The sequence below is a fragment of the Actinopolymorpha cephalotaxi genome (assembly GCF_013408535.1).
In the GTDB taxonomy this organism is placed as follows: domain Bacteria; phylum Actinomycetota; class Actinomycetes; order Propionibacteriales; family Actinopolymorphaceae; genus Actinopolymorpha; species Actinopolymorpha cephalotaxi.
The window spans coordinates 1,109,476-1,132,359 of record NZ_JACBZA010000001.1 but is presented as its reverse complement, the minus strand read 5'-3'; the positions used below and the strand labels follow the sequence as shown (position 1 = coordinate 1,132,359).

The 22,884-nt window shown below is 71.4% G+C and carries 20 protein-coding genes and 2 tRNA genes; 6 read left to right on the top strand and 16 right to left on the bottom strand.

The window, feature by feature from the left end; all coding sequences use genetic code 11:
- Entirely contained in the window at positions 1-1,413 is a 1,413-nt protein-coding gene (leuC, locus tag FHR37_RS05150) for a 3-isopropylmalate dehydratase large subunit (RefSeq protein ID WP_092888752.1), read from the bottom strand.
- A 145-nt stretch (positions 1,414-1,558) separates the two neighbouring features.
- Here leuC and FHR37_RS05145 point away from each other — a divergent pair, with 145 nt between their 5' ends.
- Positions 1,559-2,278, top strand: a complete 720-nt coding sequence (locus tag FHR37_RS05145) for an IclR family transcriptional regulator (RefSeq protein ID WP_092656227.1) — start codon at positions 1,559-1,561, stop codon at positions 2,276-2,278.
- A 131-nt stretch (positions 2,279-2,409) separates the two neighbouring features.
- Here FHR37_RS05145 and FHR37_RS05140 read toward each other — a convergent pair.
- The 5 genes from FHR37_RS05140 to FHR37_RS05120 all read right to left on the bottom strand — a co-directional run bounded on the left by FHR37_RS05140 (position 2,410) and on the right by FHR37_RS05120 (position 6,146).
- Positions 2,410-2,482: transfer RNA gene (locus FHR37_RS05140), tRNA-Glu, on the bottom strand.
- 48 nt (positions 2,483-2,530) lie between these two features.
- Positions 2,531-2,602 (bottom strand) — tRNA-Gln (locus tag FHR37_RS05135).
- 96 nt (positions 2,603-2,698) lie between these two features.
- Positions 2,699-3,739, bottom strand: coding sequence for a VanW family protein (locus tag FHR37_RS05130; protein ID WP_175542784.1), 1,041 nt, complete (start codon positions 3,737-3,739; stop codon positions 2,699-2,701).
- Between the two features lie 129 nt (positions 3,740-3,868).
- Positions 3,869-5,374: a glutamate--tRNA ligase gene (gene gltX / locus FHR37_RS05125; RefSeq protein WP_092888749.1), complete on the bottom strand. Its 1,506-nt coding sequence runs from the start codon at positions 5,372-5,374 to the stop codon at positions 3,869-3,871.
- Positions 5,367-6,146, bottom strand: a complete 780-nt coding sequence (locus tag FHR37_RS05120; RefSeq protein WP_092888746.1) for a fumarylacetoacetate hydrolase family protein — start codon at positions 6,144-6,146, stop codon at positions 5,367-5,369. Before FHR37_RS05120 ends, gltX begins: the two co-directional genes overlap by 8 nt.
- A gap of 114 nt (positions 6,147-6,260) precedes the next feature.
- Between FHR37_RS05120 and FHR37_RS05115 the strand changes: the two genes are divergently transcribed.
- Complete coding sequence (locus FHR37_RS05115; RefSeq protein WP_330831719.1) at positions 6,261-7,211, top strand: 3-methyladenine DNA glycosylase; 951 nt, start codon at positions 6,261-6,263, stop codon at positions 7,209-7,211.
- Here the strand turns inward: FHR37_RS05115 and cimA are convergent.
- Positions 7,208-8,824, bottom strand: a complete 1,617-nt coding sequence (gene cimA / locus FHR37_RS05110) for a citramalate synthase (protein ID WP_092888740.1) — start codon at positions 8,822-8,824, stop codon at positions 7,208-7,210. The genes FHR37_RS05115 and cimA overlap by 4 nt on opposite strands.
- Before the next feature lie 982 nt (positions 8,825-9,806).
- Here cimA and FHR37_RS05105 point away from each other — a divergent pair.
- Positions 9,807-11,468, top strand: a complete 1,662-nt coding sequence (locus FHR37_RS05105; protein ID WP_202818359.1) for an ABC-F family ATP-binding cassette domain-containing protein — start codon at positions 9,807-9,809, stop codon at positions 11,466-11,468.
- On the opposite strand, the gene FHR37_RS05100 is transcribed toward FHR37_RS05105, so the two are convergent.
- The gene (locus FHR37_RS05100) at positions 11,356-12,474 is read right to left on the bottom strand and encodes an ArsR/SmtB family transcription factor (RefSeq protein ID WP_092888734.1); all 1,119 of its coding nucleotides are present in this window, start codon (positions 12,472-12,474) and stop codon (positions 11,356-11,358) included. The genes FHR37_RS05105 and FHR37_RS05100 overlap by 113 nt on opposite strands.
- 125 nt (positions 12,475-12,599) lie before the next feature.
- Here FHR37_RS05100 and FHR37_RS05095 point away from each other — a divergent pair, with 125 nt between their 5' ends.
- The gene (locus tag FHR37_RS05095; RefSeq protein WP_092888871.1) at positions 12,600-13,856 is read left to right on the top strand and encodes an alpha/beta hydrolase family protein; all 1,257 of its coding nucleotides are present in this window, start codon (positions 12,600-12,602) and stop codon (positions 13,854-13,856) included.
- Here the strand turns inward: FHR37_RS05095 and FHR37_RS05090 are convergent.
- From FHR37_RS05090 to FHR37_RS05070, 5 genes are all read right to left on the bottom strand, one after another.
- Entirely contained in the window at positions 13,841-14,095 is a 255-nt protein-coding gene (locus tag FHR37_RS05090; protein WP_092888731.1) for a hypothetical protein, read from the bottom strand. The genes FHR37_RS05095 and FHR37_RS05090 overlap by 16 nt on opposite strands.
- 108 nt (positions 14,096-14,203) lie before the next feature.
- A complete protein-coding gene (locus FHR37_RS05085; protein ID WP_092888728.1) occupies positions 14,204-14,467 on the bottom strand; it encodes a DUF397 domain-containing protein in 264 nt (87 codons plus the stop codon).
- Positions 14,468-14,623: 156 nt separating this feature from the next.
- On the bottom strand, positions 14,624-15,712 hold the full coding sequence (locus FHR37_RS05080) for a branched-chain amino acid aminotransferase (RefSeq protein ID WP_092888726.1): 1,089 nt from the start codon (positions 15,710-15,712) through the stop codon (positions 14,624-14,626).
- Positions 15,713-15,903: 191 nt separating this feature from the next.
- The gene (locus FHR37_RS05075) at positions 15,904-16,959 is read right to left on the bottom strand and encodes a 3-isopropylmalate dehydrogenase (protein ID WP_092888868.1); all 1,056 of its coding nucleotides are present in this window, start codon (positions 16,957-16,959) and stop codon (positions 15,904-15,906) included.
- A 96-nt stretch (positions 16,960-17,055) separates the two neighbouring features.
- Entirely contained in the window at positions 17,056-17,214 is a 159-nt protein-coding gene (locus tag FHR37_RS05070; protein ID WP_175542783.1) for a hypothetical protein, read from the bottom strand.
- Between the two features lie 147 nt (positions 17,215-17,361).
- Between FHR37_RS05070 and FHR37_RS05065 the strand changes: the two genes are divergently transcribed.
- Both FHR37_RS05065 and FHR37_RS05060 read left to right on the top strand, forming a co-directional pair.
- Positions 17,362-17,928, top strand: a complete 567-nt coding sequence (locus FHR37_RS05065; RefSeq protein WP_092888723.1) for an O-methyltransferase — start codon at positions 17,362-17,364, stop codon at positions 17,926-17,928.
- Positions 17,929-18,042: 114 nt separating this feature from the next.
- Positions 18,043-19,044, top strand: a complete 1,002-nt coding sequence (locus FHR37_RS05060; RefSeq protein WP_092888721.1) for a winged helix-turn-helix domain-containing protein — start codon at positions 18,043-18,045, stop codon at positions 19,042-19,044.
- A 105-nt stretch (positions 19,045-19,149) separates the two neighbouring features.
- Here the strand turns inward: FHR37_RS05060 and FHR37_RS05055 are convergent, their stop codons facing one another.
- The 3 genes from FHR37_RS05055 to ilvC all read right to left on the bottom strand — a co-directional run bounded on the left by FHR37_RS05055 (position 19,150) and on the right by ilvC (position 22,868).
- Positions 19,150-19,647, bottom strand: a complete 498-nt coding sequence (locus tag FHR37_RS05055; protein WP_139239173.1) for a hypothetical protein — start codon at positions 19,645-19,647, stop codon at positions 19,150-19,152.
- Positions 19,648-19,859: 212 nt separating this feature from the next.
- Positions 19,860-21,464 (bottom strand): phosphoglycerate dehydrogenase, encoded by a 1,605-nt coding sequence (gene serA / locus FHR37_RS05050; RefSeq protein ID WP_092888715.1) that lies wholly within the window; start codon positions 21,462-21,464, stop codon positions 19,860-19,862.
- A 372-nt stretch (positions 21,465-21,836) separates the two neighbouring features.
- Positions 21,837-22,868, bottom strand: coding sequence for a ketol-acid reductoisomerase (ilvC, locus tag FHR37_RS05045; protein ID WP_092888712.1), 1,032 nt, complete (start codon positions 22,866-22,868; stop codon positions 21,837-21,839).
- Between the last annotated feature and the right edge of the window lie 16 nt (positions 22,869-22,884).

Below are 22,884 nucleotides of genomic sequence, written 5' to 3'. Positions count from 1 at the left end.
TCAGGCGGTGACGGACGGCAGGTCGGCGGGTGCGGCGAGGCGGCCGGAAACCGCGGTCGCGGCGGCCACCAACGGGGACACGAGGTGCGTACGGCCACCCTTGCCCTGCCTGCCTTCGAAGTTGCGGTTGGAGGTCGAGGCGCTGCGCTCCCCCGGTGTCAGCTGGTCAGGGTTCATCCCGAGACACATCGAGCATCCGGCGCCACGCCACTCGGCCCCGGCCTCCTTGAAGATCACGTCCAGGCCCTCGTCCTCGGCCTGCAGCCGAACCCGGCCCGAGCCCGGAACCACCAACATGCGTACGCCTTCGGCCACCGAGCGTCCGCGCACCACGGCCGCGGCCGCGCGCAGGTCCTCGATCCGGCCGTTGGTGCACGAGCCGAGGAACACCGTGTCCACGGCGATGTCGCGCATCGGCGTACCGGCCCGAAGGCCCATGTACTCCAGCGCACGCTCGGCCGAACGCCGCGCGTCGGGGTCGTCGAAGTCGGTGGGGTGCGGGACGCTCGCGCCGAGCGGAACGCCCTGGCCGGGGTTGGTTCCCCAGGTCACGAAGGGCGTGATCGAGCCGGCGTCCAGCGTCACCTCGCGGTCGAAGACCGCGTCGTCGTCGGTGCGCAGCGTCTGCCAGTAGGCCACCGCGGCATCCCAGTCCGCGCCCTTCGGCGCGTGCGGACGCCCTTCCAGGTAGGCGAACGTGGTCTCGTCGGGGGCCACCAGGCCGGCCTTGGCACCCCACTCGATGGACATGTTGCAGACCGTCATCCGGCCTTCCATCGACATCGTGCGGAACGCCTCGCCGCGGTACTCCACGACGTGGCCCTGACCGCCGCCGGTGCCGACCTTCGCGATCAACGCGAGCACGAGGTCCTTCGGCGTGACGCCCTCGGCCAGCTGACCGTCGACGGTGACCGCCATCGTCTTCGGCCGGCTCTGCGGCAGCGTCTGGGTGGCGAGCACGTGCTCGACCTCGCTGGTGCCGATCCCGAACGCCAGCGCGCCGAACGCACCGTGGGTCGAGGTGTGCGAGTCGCCGCACACCACCGTGGTGCCGGGCTGGGTGAGCCCCAGCTGCGGGCCGACGACGTGCACGATGCCCTGCTCGGCGTCACCGAGCGGGTGCAGCCGGATGCCGAACTCCTCGCAGTTGCGCCGCAGGGTTTCCACCTGCGTACGCGACACCGGGTCGGCGATCGGCTTGTCGACGTCGATCGTGGGTACGTTGTGGTCCTCGGTGGCGATCGTGAGGTCGGGACGCCGGACCGGCCGGCCCTCGAGCCGCAGCCCGTCGAACGCCTGCGGGCTGGTGACTTCGTGGACCAGGTGGAGGTCGATGTAGAGGAGGTCGGGCTCACCCTCGCCACGACGTACGACGTGCTCCTCCCACAACTTCTCCGCAAGGGTGGTCCCCATGCTGCTGCCTCCTGGTGTGTGAATGCTTTCGTGAAGTGATGTCGCGGACGCTCCGCGGTCCGTCTCCTCGGTCACCGGGCCGGAGCGACGGCCGATTTGGACTCCTGGACTTGCGTCTCGGAATTCGAGACTGCAATATCGAGTCATGGACAACTCTAGCGGAGTCGGCGTACTTGACAAGGCCGCGCTCGTACTCGGGGCTCTGGAAGCCGGTCCCGCGACCCTGGCCGGCCTGGTCCAGGTCACCGGGCTCGCCAGGCCCACCGCACACCGCCTGGCGGTGGCCCTGGAGCACCACCGGCTGGTCGCCCGGGACATGCAGGGCCGGTTCATCCTCGGCCCCCGGCTCGGCGAGCTCGCCGCGGCCGCCGGCGAGGACCGCCTGCTGGCCGCCGCCGGGCCCGTCCTGGCCCGGCTCCGCGACATCACCGGGGAGTCCGCACAACTGTTCCGCCGGCAGGGAGAGGGGCGCGTCTGCGTCGCCGCCGCCGACCGGCCGACGGGGCTGCGCGACAGCATCCCGGTGGGCACCCAGCTGACCATGCAGGCGGGCTCCGCGGCACAGATCCTGCTTGCCTGGGAGGAACCGGAGCGAATGCACCGCGGCCTGCAGGGCGCGAAGTTCACCGCCGCCACGCTGGCCGCCGTGCGCCGCCGCGGCTGGGCACAGAGCGTGGGCGAACGGGAGACCGGCGTGGCCTCGGTGTCGTCGGGGATCCGCTCGCCTTCGGGCAAGGTGGTCGCGGCCGTGTCGGTGTCCGGGCCGCTGGAACGCCTGTCCCGCCAGCCCGGCCGGATGCACGCCCCGGCGGTGATGGCGGCCGCCGAACGCCTGTCGGAGGCCTTGCGGCGCGCGGCTGAGTGACCGCCCCGCGGGTGCAGTGCGCCCTGCGGCGCGCGGCTGAGTGACCGCGCCGCCGGCCCCGGCGTACGAACAGAGGGCCAGGAATGGCGAAGGCCCCCTTCCCGGACTGGGAAGGGGGCCTTCGCGCGTTGTAGCCCCGACCGGATTCGAACCGGCGCTACCGCCTTGAGAGGGCGGCGTGCTAGGCCGCTACACAACGGGGCCTTCGAAGAAGCGAGCTGAACTCTAGCAAGAGCCTCATCAACTCACTCGCTGGGGTACTAGGACTCGAACCTAGACTAACTGGACCAGAACCAGTCGGGCTGCCAATTACCCCATACCCCATGGGACGACCCTCCGCCCCGAGCCGGCGAAAGCGCCGGGGTGGTGAGCCGCGAAGCAGAATACCCGAGGCCGGTCGCGGACCCCAAAGCGACCGGGTCACTCACGCTTCGCCCCGGCTTGCCCCGCCTCGAATCCCTTGGGCACGTAGGTCGCGAGAGCGAAGTTCCGCTTGAGGAGTTCCTCGCGTACGCGGTTGCCGGTACGCCGGTCGATCACCGACCGCCAGATCTCGTTGCGGCGGAAGTGCCGGCCGCCGAGGGTCAGGAACTGCTCGTCCTGGGCGTACACCGAGTAGGAGTGCGGCAGCTCCCGGTCGGCGCGCAGCTCGCCCTCGAGGTAGCGGTCGCCGACCCCGGTCAGCACCTGGAACGTCGCGTCGGTGTCGTTGCGCACCTGCAGGTCGACGTAGTTGTAGAAGACGGCGCAGCCGGTGCCCCACGGAATCACCCGGCCGTTGTCGGGGAACGGGTCCCAGCCGTGCGCGGAGCGTTCGACGACGGTCAGCGGACTGTGCAGGAACATCCAGTGCAGCAGGTTGGCCAGCTGGCAGATGCCGCCGCCCAGGCCCGCGCGCGCCTTGCCGTTGGACAGCAGCATCCCGTCGACGAATCCGCGCCGCCTGGTCGCCTTTCCGACCGTACGGCAGAACGACAGCGTCTCCCCCGGCCTGATCAACAGTCCGGACACCCGGGGCGCTGCCAACCTGAGGTTGGCGACCTTGTTGTGCTGCAGCCACATCTCGCTCTCGCCCAACTGGCGCAGCAACAACGAGTTGTGCCGCTTCACCCGTACCGGCAGGGGTTCGGCGGCGCGCTCGCGCGCCCAGTGCGTGCCGGAGGTGAGCCAGCGCACCCGGCGGCGGGCGCGGTGCGCGGCGACCGCGAGCGGATACAGCGCGGGCGCGACCTGCGCGACCCGCCGGCGCTGCCCGGTCAGCGCGACCGGAAGCTCCCAGCCGTCGGCGACCAGGGATCGCAGCAACTCCTGCTCGGCCGGTGACAGCGGGCCGACCTCACCGGGCCCGGCCGCCTGCTCGGCGTCGGAGTTCGGTTGCCCTGCCCCGTCGATGAGTCCGTCGGTGAGTCCGTCGGTGGGTTCGGGCCGGTCGGGCTGGATCCGCCCAGGTGCGTACGCCATCAGTGATTCCCCCGTCGAGCACGCTGGTCGTCGCGTGTGCGCAGAGATCATGCATCGGCATCCGCCTTCCCGACCACCATGCGCAGGCAAATCCTGTGGCCGACGGCGGTTCGGTCCGGGCCTCGCTGCTCAGACGCCGACGTGGTGGTCGAGCGCGCGGCGGATCCTGGCCAGCGTGCGCTCGCGGCCCAGCAGGGTGAGCGACTCGAACAGCGGCGGCGACACCCTGCTTCCAGTGGCCGCCACGCGTACCGGTCCGAACGCCCGCTTGGGCCTGCGGCCGAGTTCGTCGACCAGGGTGCGCCGCAGAGCGCGTTCGATCGCCTCGTCGGTCCACTTCGGCAACGCCCGCAGCGCAGCCTCGGCGGCCTCCAGGACCGCCTTGGCGTCCTCGGTGAGGATCCGGGCGGCCTCCTCCGGATCGACGTCGAAGACGTGCTCGGGCACCAGCAGGAACGCCAGCATGCCGGCCGCCTCGGTGAGGTGCACGAGGCGTTCCTGGATCAGCGGGGCGGCGGACGCGACCGTGCGGGCCTGCTCCCGCGTCGGGGGTTCGCTCACCAGGCCGGCCCGGGTGAGGAACGGCATCGTCCGTGCGACGAGGTCGTCCGGGGGAAGTGCCCGGATCTTGTCGCCGTTGATGGCGTCCAGCTTGCGCGGGTCGAGCCGGCCGGCGGTCGCGCCCACGCGTTCGAGGTCGAACGACTCGACCAGCGCGTCCAGCGTCAGCTCCTCCCGGTCACCGCCCGGCGACCAGCCCAGCAGCGCGAGGTAGTTGACCATCGCCTCCGGGAGGTAGCCCTGGTCGCGGTACCACGAGATGCCCGCCGCCTTGTGCCACGACGACAGCGGCGAGCCGTCCGCGGCCAGGATGTCCGGGGTGTGGGTGTAGACGGGCAGGTCGGCCTCGGCCACCCCCATCGCCGCGTGGATGGCGATCTGGCGGGGCGTGGAGGCCAGCAGGTCGTCGCCGCGGACGATGTGGGTGATCCGCATCATGGCGTCGTCCACCGACACCGCGAGGTTGTAGAGCGGATACCCGTCGGAGCGCTGCACCACGAAGTCGGGCACGTTCGCGTGGTCGAAGACGATCTCGCCGCGGATGGTGTCGCGTACGACGGTGGAGCCTTCCGGCATCCGGAACCGGACCACCGGGCGCCTGCCCTCCCGGCGGTGCGCGGTGACCTGCGCGGTGGTGAGCTCGCGGCAGTTGCCGGCGTATCCGGACGGGAGCCCCTGGGTGCGCTGCTCGTCCCGCTCGCCGTCGAGTTCCTCCTGCGAGCAGTAGCAGTGGTACGCCGTACCGTCGGCGAGGAACCTGTCGACCCACTCGCGGTACAGCGGCAGGCGGTCGCTCTGGCGGTACGGCCCGAACTCACCGCCGACGTCGGGCCCCTCGTCCCAGTCCAGGCCCAGCCAGCGCAACGCGCCGAGCGTCCCGGCCACCGCGTCCGGTGAGACCCGGGACCGGTCGGTGTCCTCGATCCGGACCACGAAACTGCCGCCACAGTGGCGCGCCCATGCCCAGGAGTACAACGCCGTACGGATGTTTCCGACGTGCAGGTCACCGCTCGGTGAGGGCGCGAACCTGGTTCGGACGGGGGTCGAGCCCCTACTTGAACCCTCCCTAGCCATGCCCGATCACCCGGTTGGTGAGGGTGCCGAGGCCTTCCACGGTCACCGACACCTCCTCACCCACGCGCATGGGGCCGACGCCCGCGGGCGTACCGGTGAGGATGACGTCGCCCGGCAGCAGCGTCATGAAGCTGCTGACGTAGGAGATCAGCGAGGGGACGTCGTGGATCATCTGGGACGTACGCCCGGACTGGCGTACCTCCCCGCCCACGGTCGTGGTCACCGCGAGGTCGGACACGTCCAGGCTGGTCTCGATCCACGGGCCGAGCGGGCAGAACGTGTCGAACCCCTTGGCCCGAGCCCACTGCTTGTCCGACCGCTGCAGGTCGCGGGCGGTGACGTCGTTGCCGATGGTGTAGCCGAAGACGACCTCGGCGGCGCGCTCGACCGGCACGTGCCGGCAGATCCGGCCGATCACCGCGGCCAGCTCGCCCTCGTAGTGCAGGTCGGAAGTCTGCGGTGGGTGGACGATGCCGTCGCCGGGCCCGATCACGGAGGTGTTGGGCTTGAGGAAGACCAGCGGCTCCTCGGGCACCTCGTTGCCCAGCTCGGCGGCGTGCTCGGCGTAGTTGCGGCCGATGCCGATCACCTTGCTGCGGGGAATGACCGGGGCGAGCAGTCGCACGTCGGCGAGCGGCAGGCGTTCACCGGTCAACTGCACCTGGCGGTAGAGCGGATCTCCGTCGAGGACGGCGAGGACCTCCGTGCCTGGTTCACCTTCGACCGCGGCGTATCGGGGATCGTCGCCGGCGCTGAAGCGGGCGATGCGCAAGGGGCTCTGGCCTCCATCTGTCGGACTACCGGCGTCCGCAGCCTACCGGGCGCGGGTGGTACGCGCGGGTCGGCGTGGGGCGGACCCTCGGCGGCCGCGGGTACGGTGGCACCCGTGAGCCTGCCCAGTCCTCCCCGTCCGGCCCGTCGTCTGGCCGGCCCCGGGGAGTCCGTCCCGGCGGTGCGGGTGCTCCGCGAGCAGGAGTGGCAGGCGCGCCGGGACGCCCACTTCCGGAGGGTGGACGCCTGGCTGGCGCCCCACCTCGACCGGCGCGGGGAACGCCGGGCGCACCCGGTCGAGGACTTCCTGTTCACCTACTACTCCCAGCGGCCTGCCCGGCTGCGGCGCTGGCACCCCGGCGCCGGCGTGGTGCTGGCCGGCCCGGCCGCCAGGTCGGCGTACGGCGACAGCCGCGACTACACCACCGTGCCGGCCGGCGTGGTGGTCGATCCGGCCGCCCTCGCGGCCCGGGTCGACACCGTTCGCTGGATCCGGGACCTGCTGGCGGCGACCCGGGCGCGGCCCGCGTTCCTCGGCTGCTTCGGCCTGCACGAGTGGGCGATGGTCTATCGGCAGCCCCAGGAGGAGGTCCGGCACGCCGCGTGGCCGCTGCGCCTGGGCGCCGAGGGCACCGACCAGGTGGTGGAGACGCACCGGATCCGCTGCTCGCACTTCGACGCGTACCGCTTCTTCACCGAACCGGCGCGGCCGCGCAACACCCTGCGCCCGGCCCGGGAGACCCAGCGTGACCTCGAACAGCCCGGGTGCCTGCACGCCAACATGGACCTCTACAAGTGGGCGTACAAGATGTCACCGCACGTGCGCTCGGAGCTGGTCGCGGACTGTTTCGAGCTTGCCCGGGAGATCCGCGAGCTGGACATGCGGGCCTCGCCGTACGACCTGTCCGCGCTGGGCTACCGGCCGGTCCCGATCGAGACCCCGGAGGGCCGGGCGGAGTACGCCGCCGCGCAGCGTGGCTTCGCCGAGCGCGCCGGGGTGCTGCGCGACGCGCTCGTCAGAGCCTGCGACGACCTGCTCGAGCTCGCCGGTCAGGACGGGTCCTAGACCTGCCCGACCGCGGGAGCGGGCTCGGCGGCGGGCGCCGGCTCGACGCCCGCCCGCACCAGGGCGTACGTCACACCGTCCACCAGCGCCTCCCAGGACGCCTCGATGATGTTGTGCCCGACCCCGACGGTCTCCCACGACTCCTCGCCGTCGGACAGCTGGATCAGAACTCTGATCACGGCGTCGGTCCCGTGGCCGGCGTCGAGGATGCGGACGCGGTAGTCGATCAGGTCGAGCTTGTCCACCACCGGGTGCGCCTGCCCGATCGCCCCGCGCAGCGCCGCGTCCAGCGCGTTGACCGGGCCGTTGCCCTCGCCGGTGACGATCGTGCGTTCACCGCCGGCCCGCAGCTTCACGGTCGCCTCCGACAGCGCCTCCTCGCCGGGCTGGGAGTCGGTGAGCACCCGCCAGGACTCCACCTCGAAGAACGTCGGGCGTACGCCCTCGACCTCCTCGATCAGGAGCAGCTCGAACGACGCGTCGGCCGCCTCGAAGGTGTAGCCGCGCGCCTCCATCGCCTTCACCCGGTCGGTGATCCGGGTGACCAGTGCGCGGTCGCCGGCGAGGTCGTAGCCCAGCTCGCGGCCCTTCAGCTCGATGCTCGCCCGGCCGGCCATGTCCGACACCAGCAGCCGCATGTCGTTGCCGACGTCGGCCGGATCGGCGTGCTGGTAGAGGTTCGGGTCCACCTTGATCGCGCTGGCGTGCAGGCCCGCCTTGTGGGCAAAGGCCGACGCGCCGACGTAGGGCTGCCGGGAGTACGGCGGGATGTTGGTGAGCTCGGCGACCGCGTGGGCGATCCGGGTCGCCTCCGCCAGCGCGGCCGTGGGCACCAGACTCATGCCCCGCTTGAGCTGAAGGTTGGCGACGATGGTCACCAGGTCGGCGTTGCCGGTGCGTTCGCCGTAGCCGTTGAGCGTTCCCTGCACGTGGGTGGCGCCGGCGTCGACGGCGGCGATCGTGTTGGCCACCGCGCAGCCCGCGTCGTTGTGGCAGTGGATGCCCACCCGGGCGCCGGTGCCGGCGAGCACGTTCGCCACCACCTCGCTCACCTGGTCGGGCAGCATGCCGCCGTTGGTGTCGCACAGCGCCACCACGTCCGCGCCCGCCTCCGCTGCCACACGCACCACCTCCAGCGCGTACGCCGGATTGTCGCGGTAGCCGTCGAAGAAGTGCTCGGCGTCCAGGAAGACGCGCTGACCGCCGGCCCGCAGGAACTCCACGGTGTCGCGGACCATCGCGAGGTTCTCCGCCAGCGTGGTGCGCAGCGCGTGCTCGACGTGCCGGTCGTGGCTCTTGGCCACCAGCGTGACGACGCCGGCACCGGAGTCGCGCAGCGCGCGGACCAGCGGGTCGTCGGCGGCCGCCACCCCGGCCCGGCAGGTGGCGCCGAACGCCGCGAGCGTGGCCCGGCCGAGCCGGAGCTCCTCCCCCGCCCGGCGGAAGAACTCCGTGTCCTTCGGGTTGGCGCCGGGCCACCCGCCCTCGATGTAGCCGACCCCGAGCTCGTCGAGGTGGCGGGCAATCGCCAGCTTGTCCTCGACCGACAGGCTGAGACCCTCTTGCTGGGCCCCGTCGCGCAGCGTCGTGTCGTACACGTGGAAGTCGGTCATCGGGGGACGCTCCTTGCGAACCGGAAAATCGAACTCAGGTTGGGGGTTCGGGTGGGGCTCTCGTCGGCCCGGGGCTCGGTCGAGGGGTGGTGACCGGGCCGGACAAACAAAAAACCTCTCGCGGGGTGCGAGAGGTCTGCGCGCGGGACGGGGTGGTGTCCGGCGCGCCTAGGTAATGATCACGGTGTAGGAGGGGACCATGCGGGCCAGTGTGGCACACCCACGTGCGTCCGGTCACGTGACCCACCGTTCCCGGCCGGTTCCGGGCCGTCCAGGGGGCGTCCGGCCGCGCCCCCGTCCGTACCCCGGGCCGCGCCCGGGATGCCGGTCCGGTCCGCGGATGCGAGGTGGGTACAGGCTGAACGATGCCGTCCGGGCAGCCGCCTGGATTCTTCCGCGGAAGAATCCCCCGACCTCCGCGCTCGCGATGGGCGACCGGCCACTCGGCAGCCGGACAAGCGTGAAAGCGAGAGGTTGCCCGGACCACCGCGGGTCTTAACACTCCTTCGCGAAGGAGCCGCTCGCAGCAGAAGCGTGAAGCGGTACGGCGGTTCTGGCCACCCGAGTGCTTCACACTTCAGCCCGCCGGGCATCCACGGCGGAGCGGCTGAACAACGGCTCGCCGCGTGCCACCCGCCCGGTCAGCGGGCACGCCTGTTACTCGGGGTGCGACGGGATACCGGTTGAGCCGGACGCCGGGAGTTGGTTAGGGTCTGGTCCGTGGGCAGCTGATCGGAACTCAATTCCCTGCGCCGCGTGGTGATCCACCCGCGGCTCCCTTCGAGTTCCCCGGGATCCCATGCCTGCCCCCACTGCCTTCTCCGTTTCCGCTGCACCTTCTGCTTCTGGCACTGCCTCTGCCGCTGCTTCTGTCGCTGCTTCCGGCACTGCTTCTGGCGCGTCCGCCGGCTCTCCCTCCGGCACCTCGGCGGCGCCCGTCCTCACCGCGTCCGGTCTGACGAAGACGTACGACGGCGAGCCGTTGTTCGCCGACGTGAGCCTGGTCGCCCACGCGGGCGAACGCCTCGGCCTGGTCGGCGAGAACGGCGCCGGCAAGTCCACCTTGCTCCGCATCCTCGCCGGCCGGGACCATGCCGACCGCGGGTCGGTGCGGTACGGCCCGCACGACCGGGTGGGATACCTCGACGCCCAGGTCGCCGACACCACCACGACGATCCGCGCGTTCCTGGACGCCGGACTCGGTGAGATCGCCGAACTCAGCACCCGGATGCGGGCGCTGGAGGCGGCGATGTCGGCCGGCGCCGAGGATGCCGACCGTGCCGAGGATGCCGACCGTGCCGAGGGTGCCGACGGTGCCGGCGCCGGAGGTGCAGGCGACGACGTGCTGGCGGAGTACGCCGCGGCACAGGACCGGTTCGCCCTCCTGGGTGGCTGGCAGGCACAGGCACGGGCGGACGAGGTACGCCACCGGCTTGGGGTCGCCGACCTCGACCTGGACCGCAGCCTGGGCGACGTCAGCGGTGGCGAACAGGCCCGCGTCCTGCTCGCCCGGCTGTTGCTGGAGGAACCCGGCATCCTGCTGCTGGACGAACCCACCAACCACCTCGACGCCACCGGCCTCGCCTGGCTGGGCGAGTACCTCAGCGGCTATCGCGGAGTGGTGGTCTTCGTCACCCACGACCGCGCGTTCCTCGATCACCTGGTGCACCGGATCGTCGAGCTCGACGTGCTCACCGACCGGGCGGAGTTCTACGTCGGCGGCTACACCGCCTACCGCGAGGAGAAGCGCAGGCGCCGCGTCCGGTTGCTCGCCGACCTGGAGGCGCAGGAGAAGTTCCGCCGCCGGCTGGAGCAGGACATCGAACGCACCGCCAACCAGGCCTTGCGTACCGAACTCGGCACCCACAACGACAAGGCCCGCCGCTACGCCAAGAAGGTGGCCCGCAAGGCGAAGGCGCGCGAGCGCAGGTTGATGCGGGAGATGACCTCGGCGCGCTGGCTGGAGCGACCGGAGGAACGACCGCCGCTGGTGCTCGGTCTTTCCGGTGACCCGTCGCCGGAGGAGGTGATGGTGGGTGTCACCGATCTGGTCGCCGATCGGGGGAACGGCCCGCTGTGGCAGGCGTTCTCGGCGTCCGTACGAGGCGGCGAACGGGTGCTCGTCTCCGGGGAGAACGGCACCGGCAAGTCCACCTTGCTCTCGCTGCTGAGCGGTGCACTCACCCCGGCCGCCGGCACGGTGCGGCTCGCCCGCGCCCCCGGCGTCCTGCCGCAGGTGCATGACAACCTTCCGTTGACACTGCCCGCGCTGGACTACCTGCGTAGTCAGGTGCCGATCTATGAGGAGGATGCCGAACGCCTGCTGGACTCCTACCTCTTCGACGCCGACCAGATCCGCCGCCCACTGGGCACGATGTCGGCGGGTGAGATCCGCCGGGTGCTGCTGGCCTGCCTGGTCAACGGAGGTTCGGACCTGCTGTTGCTGGACGAGCCGACCAACTACCTGGACTTCGAGTCGCTGGACGTGCTGGACGAGGCGCTCGCGGGCTACGGCGGAACGCTGATCGCGGTCAGCCACGACCAGCGCTTCGCCGAGAGCTTCCGGCCCACCCAGCGCTGGGAGTTGCACCGGCAGCCGGACGGTCCGGCGTACTGGCGGGTGACCTCGGAGGTGGCCCCGTAGCCGTGCCCGGGCCCTGACGGCGGACCAGCAGGTCGCCGAGGGCGGTGCGCCGGTGCAGCACGGAACGCCCGGTTCGCACGGTGGTGATCAGCCCGGCTCCGCGCAGTGCCGCGGTATGCGCGGACACCGTGGCGTTGCCGACCCCGAGCAGCCGGGCGAGGTCGCTGGTGGTGTGCCCGTCGGCGAGCAGGAGCAGCAGCCCGAAGCGGGTCCGTCCGAGCACCTCGGCCAGCCCGGCGCGAGCATCGCCCGCGGGACCGGTCCGCCCCACTCCGTCCGTGGGAAGCGGTGTCCCCTGGCCGGCCGCATAGGTGAGGACGACCGGCAGGTCCGGCAGCGCCGGCAGGTCGCAGACCAGCGGGTGGCCGGTCCAGTGGAACGTCGGCATCAGCACCAGGCCACGCCCGGCCACGTCGACGTCCTGCTCGACCGATGCGTCCACCTCCCACACCTGGCCGCGCAGGCGCGCACCCGTCACCAGGCCACGAAGCGCGGCGCCGATCCCGTGCTCGGCGACCGTCGCCGCGTGCCTGGTGAACTCCCCGTGGTGCAGGTCCTGCACCACACCCCACACCGGACGGATGGCAGTCTCGAACGCCGCATGCTGACCCCGGCGCAACACCTCCCACGCGTCGGCCTCGCCCCGGTGCAGCGCACGGATCCACGTCGGCACGGGCTTCGCCGCCGGGGCAGGTGCGTACACGCGTTCCAGCTCGGCACGGACGAGCTCCGGCCGCCAGGTCCGCGGCCGGTCCAGCGCCGCCGGCAACGTGTCGTCGTACACGTCCAGGAATCCCGGCGCCGCCCCGGCCGGCACCAGGTCGCCGATCGGCCGCACGGTCGCGGGCAGGGAACGCGCCATCCGCCGGCGCCAGGCGCCGAACAGCAACCCGCCGTCGGTCCGGCCCATCATCAGCAAGGCCGTGTTCAGCTCCAGCAGCGGCGCCGGCCGGGTCGCGAACCGGACCCCGGCCAGGTCGTCGGCGGTGAGGCGGATGCGGATCATCGTTTCCCCCGGTCGCGCAAGCCGTCAGGACCGACCTCGAGCTCCAGGGCCGGCCTTGTAGGCAAGCCTTCTGGGTCAGGTCGAAACCATGGTGTCGGTTCCGGACGCGGGACACCATGCGGTTCATGTCCCACGTACGAGTGAATCCCGATCATCGCGGACCTGCTCGGCCGTCCCGGCGGGCCGTCACCGTCTCGGCCGTCCTCGGCGCCGTCCTGGCCGCCTCCGGCACGGACGTCGCGACGGCCGGCCCCGCCTCGGCCGGGGTACGCCTGCGGCTGCCGGCTCCGACCGGACCGCACCCGGTCGGGCACACCACCTGGTACCTCGTCGACCGTTCCCGGCGCGACCCGTGGGACGGCACCGTCCCGGTCCGCGAGCTCATGGCAACGGTGTTCTATCCCGCCCGCAGCGTCCGGCGTCACCCGCCGGCGCCGCAGCTGAGCCCGGCCACGGCAGCGGTGTTCGGCGCGCTGGGCCCCTACCAGCATCCGGGGTTGCCACCGGCCGGGGTGGACTGGGCGGCGACGATGACGCACGCGCACCGGGACGCGCCGGCCGTGCCCGTGCGCCGGCCCGTACTCCTCTACAGCCCGGGCGGCGGCGACCCGCGCGGCTTCGGCGCCGGCCTCGCCCAGGACCTCGCCAGTCACGGCTTCGTGGTGGTGACCGTCGACCATCCCGGCGACGCGCTGGTGGTGGAGTTTCCCGGTACGACCGACTTCCGCGGCGACGTGATCCGCACCACCGCGTTCCGCGAGGACCCACGTTCGAACCCGGCGACGTTCGCCACCATGATCGCGACCCGGATCGCGGACCTGCGGTTCGTACTCGACCAGGTGGAGGTGCTGGCCGCGGGCGGCAACCCGGACGCCGGCGGGCGGGCCCTTCCACCCGGGCTGGCCCGCGCGGTCGACCAGCGCCGGATCGGCGTGTACGGACACTCGGCGGGTGGCACGACGGCGGCCCAGACGGCGTACGACGACCGCAGGGCCGGCGCGGCGATCGACCTGGAGGGCTACCTGGACCACCCGGGCGAGCAGCCCGGCGAGCCGGGGCCGTTGTTTCCCGTAGCGGAGTACGGCGTCAACCGGCCCTTGCTCCTGTGGGGAACCGACGGTTTCCCCGACCGGGCGGGGATGGAGCGTGCCTGGCGGGTGGTGCTCGCGCACCCGGGCGGATGGACCACGCGGCGGGAGCTCCACGACGCCGCGCACTGGGCGTTCACCGACTTCGCCGCGTTCGCACCCCAACTACAGCAGGCAGGGCTGATGACCGCGGCCGCGCGGACCGACCTGGTCGGCGCGATCGAGCCGGCAAGGTCGGTGCCGGCCGTCCGGACCGGCGTACGGGAGTTCTTCGTTCGTCACCTGGGCGCGTAGCGGCGCACCCCGAGGAGCGAGAGCAGGCGGACGGCACGTCGCCGGGCCGGACCGGGCTCGGGTGCGGCGAGCGGCCGCGCCTGTCCACGTTGGCGCGGGATGTGAACAGCCGGGCGGTACGGCGCGCAGGGCCGGGGCTTGCGGGCGAGCCGGGCCAACTGGATGGCCGCGACCTCGCGGTGCAGGTCCGCGATCCGGGCATGGGCAAGGTCGTTGAGCATCAGGTTGTGCATGAGCATGGGTCGCAGAGCCTTCGTGTGCCGGGTGTACCTGTGGTGGTGTGCAGGTACCCGGCGGCACGGCCGCGGGAAACGTCTGCCGCCGCGCCGCCCGGACGGCCGCGACGCTCAGGTCAGCGGTATCTCCAGCTCCTCCGGGTCGAACTCGCCGTCCTTGGCCCCGGCCAGGAACGCCTCCCACTCGTCCTCGGTGAACACGAGCACCGGGCCGTCGGGATCCTGGGCGTTGCGCATGCCGATGAGTTCGTCCACGAAGGCGACCTCGATGTCACCGCCGGCCACGGAGGAGCGCCACTCGGCGCGGTCCAGATCGAAGGTGCCCTTGAGGCGGTGGTTCACGCCTGCGCTGTCGTGGGTCGGTCGTTCGGTCATGTGTGGTGCGTACTCCCTGTGTGAGGATCGGCCCGCGCGGGGCGCCGGAGAAGGCCGGGCGCCACCGCGATCCCGTTGCGCAGGAGTCAACGTACTCCCATTGATGCCCGCGCGCACACAGAGTTTCGGTTCGTACGCGCTGAGTGAGACGAGAGGTCAGCAGACGCGGTGCAGCCAGTCGTAGGTGTCCTCGGTCCGGCCGTACTGGATGTCCAGCAGCTGCTGTCGGATCCGGGTGGTGACCGGCCCGGCGCCGCCGTCGCCGATCACCAGCTCGCCCTGGCGCGAACGCAGAGTCCCGACCGGGGTGAGCACGGCGGCGGTGCCGCAGGCGAAGACCTCGGTGATCCGCCCGGACGCGGCACCCTCGCGCCACTCGTCGATGCCGATCCGGCGTTCCTCGACCTTGTGCCCGGCCTCGGTGGCCAGGGTGATGATCGCCTCGCGGGTGATGCCCTCGAGGATGGTGCCCAGCTCGGGGGTGACGATCTGGCCGTCGTCGTAGACGAAGTAGAGGTTCATCCCGCCGAGCTCCTCCACCCAGCGGCGGTCGACCGCGTCCAGGAACGCCACCTGGTCGCAGCCGTTCGCGATCGCCTCCTGCTGCGCGACCAGGCTGGCGGCGTAGTTGCCGCCGCACTTCGCCGCACCCGTGCCGCCGAGGGCCGCCCGAGTGTAGTCCTCGGAGAGCCAGATCGAGACCGGCTTCACTCCCTGGGAGAAGTACGCCCCGGCCGGGGACGCGATCACCACGAAGCTCACCTGCTGGGCCGGCCGCACCCCGAGGAAGACCTCGGAGGCGAACATGAACGGGCGGAGGTACAGGCTCGCCTCACCGCCGTTGGGCACCCACGCCTCGTCCACCGTGACGAGGGTGTCGAGCGCCGTCACGAAGTCGTCAACCGGGAGTTGCGGCAACGCCATCCGGGCGGCCGAACGCTGGAACCGGGCCGCGTTGGCTTCCGGCCGGAACGTCCACACCGAGCCGTCGGCGTGGCGGTAGGCCTTGAGCCCCTCGAAGATCTCCTGCGCGTAGTGGAGGACCGCCGTGGCCGGGTCGAGGGCGATCGGCCCGTAGGGCTTGACCACCGCGTCGTGCCAGCCCTGCTCGGGGGTCCACGTGACCGTGACCATGTGGTCGGTGAAGTGCTTGCCGAATCCCGGTGCGGCGAGGATCTCCTCCCGGCGCGCGGTGGGCACCGGGGAGTAGGAGAGCTGCTGGCGGAACTCGAGGCTTGCGGTCATGGCTGCACCGTACCCAATCGTTGCTCGACCCGCGGAGGCTGAGATCCCTCGCACGGCCCTCCGGCGCCCACGCGAGGAGGGAGATGACGTACGAAATCCGGCGAACGGACAGCCGGTAGGACAAACGAGAACCGCCGCCCACGCGGATCGCGGACGGCGGCTGGCTCCGAGGCGGAGAACGCGACGGAACCCTAGTTCGATACTCGCTCGGCGATGTCGTCGCCGATCTGGCTGGTCGTGCGGGCCGGCGCGTCCACCCGGGCCGCGATGTCGAACGCGACCGCATCCTCGACACGCTGGGCCGCGGCCTGCTCGCCGACGTGGCCGAGCAGCAGCGCGGCGGACAGGATCGCCGCCGTCGGGTCGGCCTTGCCCTGCCCGGCGATCGACGGTGCGGAGCCGTGCACCGGCTCGAACATCGACGGCGCGGTGCGGTCGGGGTTGACGTTGCCGCTGGCGGCCAGGCCGATTCCGCCGGTGACGGCCGCGGCCAGGTCGGTGAGGATGTCGCCGAAGAGGTTGTCGGTGACGATCACGTCGAACCGCTCCGGCTCGGTCACCAGGAAGATGGTCGCCGCGTCCACGTGGAGGTAGTCGACAGTCACGTCGGGGAACTCCGGCGCCACCTCGGCCACGATCCGCGACCAGACACCGCCGGCGTGCACGAGGACGTTGGTCTTGTGCACCAGCGTGAGCCTGCCCCGCCGGCCCTGCGCCCGGACGAACGCGTCCCGCACCACGCGTTCGACCCCGAACGCGGTGTTGACGCTGACCTCGGTGGCCAGCTCCTGCGGGGTGCCCCTGCGGACCACGCCGCCGTTTCCGACGTACAGCCCCTCGGTGCCCTCGCGGACGACCACGAAGTCGATCTCGGCGTCGGAGGCGAGCGGCGTCGGCACGCCCGGGAAGCTGCGCGACGGGCGGAGGTTGACGTAGTGGTCGAGCTCGAACCGCAGCCGCAGCAGCAGGCCGCGCTCGAGGATGCCGGCCGGAAGGTTCGGATCGCCCGGACGGCCACCGACGGCACCGAGCAGGATCGCGTCGTGCTGGCGAAGCTCGTCGAGCACGGTGTCGGGGAGCACCTCGCCGGTGGCGAGGTAGCGCTGTGCGCCGAGGTCGTAGTGCGTCGGGTCGACCTTGATGTCGTACGCCGGGCAGACCGCCGACAGGACCTTCAGTGCCTCCTCGGTGACCTCGGGGCCGATGTAGTCGCCGGGGATCACCGCGAGACGGATGCTCTGCGCCATGGGCTCACCGTACTTCGTCATGTCCACATCCCGACACGCAGGTCTTGCGATATGGACGATCGTCGGGTGCGGGAAACGAGGAGATCAGGGGTGTGGCTACCGGACGGGTACGTGCGCGTAGACGTCGCGCCGGTCGGCCCCGAAGGACCCCGACGACACCGGCGACTCCGACTCCACCTCGCTCCGGCCGCCGTTGTCGCGGCGGTCCATGGCTTCCTGCAGGGCGCGATAGGCCAACTGCTGGGCCTCGGTCATGGGTGAATCTCCTTTCTGGGCAGCAAAGGACGTATACCCACATTCACCTGGCCGACATTAGTAGGGCGCCCTAGTAGTTGTCTCGTCAGACGGCCCGTTGTCTCGGATTGCGAGATCCGGTCGGACCTTGTGCCAAACTCTGGCCGCATGAGTGCTCCGCCCCAGATCCCCGGTGTGGTCACCCGCGCCCACCAGCTCTCCCGCCGGCGCGGCTTCGTGTCCTCCTGCCGCAACGAGACCGGCTGGCTGCTCGCCTCGCTCGCGGCCTCGCGCAACGGCACCCTCGCCGAGTCGGGCACCGGCTGCGGCGTCGGCTCGGCCTGGCTGCGCAGCGGGATGCGGGCCGGCTCCCGGCTCGTCACCGCCGAACACGACTCCGGCCTGGTCGAGGCGGTCCGGGAGATGTTCGCCGGCGACGAGCCGGTCGACGTCCTGGAGGCCGACTGGAAGGAGCTCGCGGCGCGGGCGCCGTTCACGCTGTTGTTCCTCGACGTACGCGAGGCCAAGCGGGCCGGGCCGGATCTTGCCGCCGAACTCGTCGAGCCGGGCGGTCTGGTCGTGCTCGACGACTTCACGCCCTGCGCCACCTGGCCGCCGATGTACCAGGGGCGGGTGGACGCCACCCGGCAGCAGTGGCTCCTCGACCCGCGGTTCACCACCGTCGAGGTGATGGTGGCCGTCGACGCCAGCGTGCTGATCGCGACCAGGAACTGAGCCGGCACCCGGATATCCACAGGCGGTGCGAAGATCGGGGCGGACTCCGACAGAAGGTGCGTACGGTAAGTAGGCCAGGTACGCAGTGAGCGGGAGCGCAACATCGGGGGATGCATGCTCCGCATCGAGTTCACCACGCAGGATCTCAACCGGCTCCGGGTGTCCGGCGACGTCCACCCGTTGTGGGAGACCGTGCTGAGCCTGCAGCTGTTGCAGAACCGGCACGCCGCACTCACCTTCGATCCGTGGCGCCGCCAGGTGCGCGCGGCACTGGCCCGCAGCGGCCTCGTGCCTACGACGACGGTGCTGACGCTCGTCTGCCCGCATGCGGAGTACTTCCCGGACTTCCTCACGCCCGGCAACGGCTGCGCGAGCCTGGACGAGGGGCTCGACACGGTGCTGTCGACGCCGAAACCCCGGCTGGAGCAGGAGCTCTCGCGGCTCGCTCCCCAGCGCGCGATGCCTCCGGTGATCCAGCGGCTCGCCCGCGGCGAGCCGACGGCGCTGCGCTGGCTGGGTGAGTCGCTGCGGCGCTACTACGACGCCGCGGTCGCGCCCTATCTGCAGGCGATCCGCGCCACGATGGCTGCCGACCGCCCGCGCCGTTCCGATGCGGCGCTCGCCGGCGGGGCCGAGGGGCTGCTGGCGACCTACCAGAACGAGCTCACCTGGCGCGGTGACGCACTGGAGTGCGCGTACCCCGTCGACCAGGAGCTGATCCTGGCGGGCCGGCCGCTGAGCCTGGTCCCGTCGTTCTTCTGTGCTCGCCGGCCGGTGACCCTGGCCGATCCGGACCTGCCGCCGGTGCTCGTGCATCCGCTGCGGCCGGCTCCCGGCTGGCTGGACGCGCCGACCGATCCGGCCAGCACCCTGGACGCTCTCGGTCAGCTGCTCGGGCACACGCGCGCACAGGTGCTGGACCTCCTCGACGTACCCATGTCGACCGGCCGGATCGCGGCCGAGCTGCACCTTGCCCCCGCCAGCGCCAGCCGGCACGCGACCGTGCTGCGCGAGGCGGGCCTGCTCACCTCGCAACGGCAGCAGCGAGAGGTGCTGCACCGGCGTACTCCGCTGGGTGACGCGATGCTGAACGGCGTTCTGCACAAGGCGATCTGAGGGCAGGGCTGCCAGAACCCCGCCGGACACGACAGGCGGCGGGCCGGCTGTCGCCGACCCGCCGCTTCTGCGCTGCTGGTGATGGTGCTGGACGGATGATCCCGATCAGGCGATCCCGGACCAGTTACCGATGTAGTCGTGACCCGCAGCGTCGTCGTAGAGGAAGATCGTCACCGACTGCCCTTCCGGCAGCGGGTAGGACTTCTCGATGTGGGTGCCGCCGGACAGCCCGCCGCGGATCGATTCGATGGTCTCGGGCTGACCGGGGAGCCGATAGCGAACCTGGTAGTAGAAGCTGTCGCCGTCCTTCGCGTTGTCGTACAGCCACACCTGCTCGCCATACGGGTGGAACTCCAGCTTGCCGAGGTAGAGGCCGTTGCGGGTGATGTCGATTTTGAACGCCCGGCCCCCGGGGTCGTACTTGAAGTACGTGCCGTCGATGACGTCGGAAATCGAGCACGGACAGTTGCTGGTGTTCCGGTAGTGCGCGGTGGTGTTCGGATCCGGCGAGTACGCCTGGGCCGGCGCACCCATGGCCAGTACGGCTCCGGCCGCCAGACCCGCCCCCGCGACGAGTCCCGCGATCCTTCGTGGCATGCGCATCGTGCGCTGTCTCCGTTCCCGGGCCCTTGGCCCGTTGGGGTTTCGTTCTGCCGGGACTCATCATCGGCGGCAGAACGGCAGCCGGGAAACGGATTCGACCACAACGAAAACCAACGCATACCCAACGCGAACCAGCGCACCGATCGAGGTTCGATCGGTGCGCTGGTCGCGTAACTGTCGTTGCTGCGAAGGGACTTCGCGCCGCTCGCGGGTCAGTCGTCCAGGTCGATGGCGCGGACGCCCTCGGCACTGATCTCCTGGGCGATCTCGTCAAGCGCGGCTTGCGGGATGGTCGAGTCGACCGTCATCGCGGCCAGGGCCTCTCCCCCGCGACGGTCCCGGCTCACCTGCATGCCGGCGATGTTGACCCCGGCCGCACCGAGGATCCGGCCGACGATGCCGACCACGCCGGGCCGGTCGACGTACCGCAGCACCGCCATGTGCGACGTGAGCTCGATCTCGATGTCGAACCCCTCGACCTCGACCAGCCGCTCGATGTGCCGCGGGCCGACCAGGGTGCCGCCGACCGAGACCTGCCGGCCGTCGGCGAGCGTGCCCCGCAACGTGACGAGGTTGCGGAAGTCGGGGCTCTCGGGGTCGGTACGCAGGCGTACCTCCAGGCCGCGCTCGGCCGCGAGCAAGGGGACGTTGACGTAGGAGACCTGTTCCTCCACGACGGAGGCGAAAACGCCTTTGAGGGCCGCGAGTTCGAGCACCTTGACGTCGTGGTCGGTGATCTCGCCGCGGACCTCCACGTCCATCTGCACGGCCACCTCGCCGGCCAGCGCGGTGAAGATCCGGCCGAGCTTCTCCGCCAGCGGGATGCCGGGCCGGACATCCTCGGCGATGACGCCGCCCTGCACGTTGACCGCGTCGGGTACGAGCTCACCGGCCAGCGCCAGCCGCACCGAACGGGCCACCGCGACGCCTGCCTTCTCCTGCGCCTCCGCGGTGCTCGCGCCGAGGTGCGGGGTCGCCACGACGTTGGGCAGCTCCAGCAGGGGCGAGTCGGTGCACGGCTCGGTGGTGAACACGTCGATGCCGGCGCCGCCCAGCCGGCCCTCCTTCAGCGCGACGTACAACGCGTGCTCGTCGATGATGCCGCCGCGGGCGGCGTTGACGACCAGCGCGTCGGGCTTCATCGTGGCCAGCTGGGCCTCGCCGACCAGCCCCAGCGTCTCCGGAGTCTTCGGCAGGTGGACGGTGATCGCGTCGGCGACCTCGAGAAGCTCCTCCAGCGGAACCAGCCGGACGCCCATCTGGGCCGCCCGGCCGGGCTGGACGTAGGGGTCGTACGCCACCACCTTCATCCCGAAGGCCGCCAGCCGCTGGGCGACGAGGACGCCGATCCGGCCGAGGCCGAGTACGCCGAGGGTCTTGTCGTACAGCTCGACTCCGCCGAACTTGCTCCGCTTCCACTCCCCCGCGCGCAGCGACGCGTCGGCCGCCGGAACCCGCCGGGCCACCGCGAGCAGCAGCGCGATCGCGTGCTCGGCGGCGGAGATGATGTTGGACTGCGGGGCGTTGACCACCATGACGCCGGCCTGGGTGGCGGCCCGGACGTCCACGTTGTCCAGCCCGACGCCGGCGCGGGCGACGACCTTCAGCCGGCGGGCGGCGGTCAGCGCCTCCGCGTCGACCTTGGTGGCGCTGCGGACGAGGAGCGCGTCGACGTCGGCCAGCGCGGGCAGGAGGGCGGACCGGTCGGCACCGTCGCAGTGCCGGATCTCGAAGTCGTCGCCGAGGACGTCCAGGGTGGCGTCGGACAGTTCCTCCGCGATGAGGACGACCGGCCGGCGCGCGGCGCCCGAGGTCACGGACGAGCCGCCGGAGATGACGGCCGCGCCTGGTGTGGCAGGGGCGGGCGTTTCCGGGGTGGCGGATCCTGCCGAAATGGGGGGGTTCACGGCTGCAGGCCTCCAGCACGTCGCAAGGGCGAGGGATGGTCCCCCGAGCACGACGTTGGGCCCGGCACTTGCGGTCAGGATAACCAGGCCGGCCGCGCGGCGCAGTGACGGCGCCGGGTCCGGTCGGGGATGGCCGAACCCTCACCCGTCGCCGGCCCCGTGGCCCGGTCCGGAAACGACGAGGTGGGAAGACCTGTGGGCGCTACAGAGACCCACAGGTCTTCCCACCTCGTGCGGAAAGCTGCTCGCCTGGTCCCGACCGCGGACCCGGCGGGCCGTACGTCAGCCGCGGGAGGCGGTGCCCTCGACGTAGTCGTCGTCGTGGCTCTTCACCCAGGCCATCAGCTTGCGCAGGTCACGGCCGACGGTCTCGATCGGGTGCTTCTCCGACTGCTCGCGGAACTTCCTGAACTCCGGACCACCGGCGTCCTGGTCGTCGATGAAGCGCTGCGCGAACGTGCCGTCCTTGATGTCGGCGAGGACGTCGCGCATCCGGGCCTTCACCGACTCGTCGATGATGCGCGGGCCGGACACGTAGTCGCCGTACTCGGCGGTGTCGGAGATCGACCAACGCTGCTTGGCGATTCCACCCTCGTACATCAGGTCGACGATCAGCTTCAGCTCGTGCAGGCACTCGAAGTAGGCGACCTCGGGCTGGTACCCGGCGTCGATGAGGGTCTCGAAGCCCGCCTGGATCAGTGCCGAGGCGCCGCCGCACAGCACGGCCTGCTCGCCGAAGAGGTCGGTCTCGGTCTCCTCGGTGAAGGTCGTCTTGATGCCGCCGGCACGCAGGCCGCCGATGGCCTTGGCGTACGCAAGGGTGAGCGGCCAGGCATCACCGGTGGCGTCCTGCTCGACCGCGACGAGCACGGGAACACCGCGCCCCTCGGTGTACTCGCGGCGGACCAGGTGGCCGGGCCCCTTGGGCGCGACCATCGCCACGTCCACCCCGGCCGGCGGCTTGATGTAGCCGAACCGGATGTTGAACCCGTGGCCGAAGAACAACGCGTCGCCGTCGGCGAGGTTGGGCTCGACCGCCTCGGCGTACAGCTTCCGCTGCACCGGGTCCGGCGCCAGGATGACGATCAGGTTGGACTCCTCCACCGCCTCCGCCGGCGTGAGGACCCGAAGGCCCTCCGCCTCGGCCTTGGCACGGCTCTTCGAGCCCTCGGGCAGGCCGACGCGGACGTCGACACCGGAGTCCCGCAGCGACAGCGCGTGGGCGTGGCCCTGACTGCCGTATCCGAGAACGGCGACGGTACGACCCTGGATGACCGCGAGATCGGCATCGTCGTCGTAGAACAGCTCTGCCACAACTTCTCCTTTACGC

Bases quoted from the DNA above. Each gene is read 5' to 3' on its own strand.
- leuC (WP_092888752.1), bottom strand. From the start codon at position 1,413: ATGGGGACCACCCTTGCGGAGAAGTTGTGGGAGGAGCACGTCGTACGT.
- FHR37_RS05145 (WP_092656227.1), top strand. From the start codon at position 1,559: ATGGACAACTCTAGCGGAGTCGGCGTACTTGACAAGGCCGCGCTCGTA.
- FHR37_RS05130 (WP_175542784.1), bottom strand. From the start codon at position 3,739: ATGGCGTACGCACCTGGGCGGATCCAGCCCGACCGGCCCGAACCCACC.
- gltX (WP_092888749.1), bottom strand. From the start codon at position 5,374: ATGGCTAGGGAGGGTTCAAGTAGGGGCTCGACCCCCGTCCGAACCAGG.
- cimA (WP_092888740.1), bottom strand. From the start codon at position 8,824: ATGACCGACTTCCACGTGTACGACACGACGCTGCGCGACGGGGCCCAG.
- FHR37_RS05100 (WP_092888734.1), bottom strand. From the start codon at position 12,474: ATGATCCGCATCCGCCTCACCGCCGACGACCTGGCCGGGGTCCGGTTC.
- FHR37_RS05095 (WP_092888871.1), top strand. From the start codon at position 12,600: ATGTCCCACGTACGAGTGAATCCCGATCATCGCGGACCTGCTCGGCCG.
- FHR37_RS05090 (WP_092888731.1), bottom strand. From the start codon at position 14,095: ATGCTCATGCACAACCTGATGCTCAACGACCTTGCCCATGCCCGGATC.
- FHR37_RS05085 (WP_092888728.1), bottom strand. From the start codon at position 14,467: ATGACCGAACGACCGACCCACGACAGCGCAGGCGTGAACCACCGCCTC.
- FHR37_RS05080 (WP_092888726.1), bottom strand. From the start codon at position 15,712: ATGACCGCAAGCCTCGAGTTCCGCCAGCAGCTCTCCTACTCCCCGGTG.
- FHR37_RS05075 (WP_092888868.1), bottom strand. From the start codon at position 16,959: ATGGCGCAGAGCATCCGTCTCGCGGTGATCCCCGGCGACTACATCGGC.
- FHR37_RS05070 (WP_175542783.1), bottom strand. From the start codon at position 17,214: ATGACCGAGGCCCAGCAGTTGGCCTATCGCGCCCTGCAGGAAGCCATG.
- FHR37_RS05065 (WP_092888723.1), top strand. From the start codon at position 17,362: ATGAGTGCTCCGCCCCAGATCCCCGGTGTGGTCACCCGCGCCCACCAG.
- FHR37_RS05060 (WP_092888721.1), top strand. From the start codon at position 18,043: ATGCTCCGCATCGAGTTCACCACGCAGGATCTCAACCGGCTCCGGGTG.
- FHR37_RS05055 (WP_139239173.1), bottom strand. From the start codon at position 19,647: ATGCGCATGCCACGAAGGATCGCGGGACTCGTCGCGGGGGCGGGTCTG.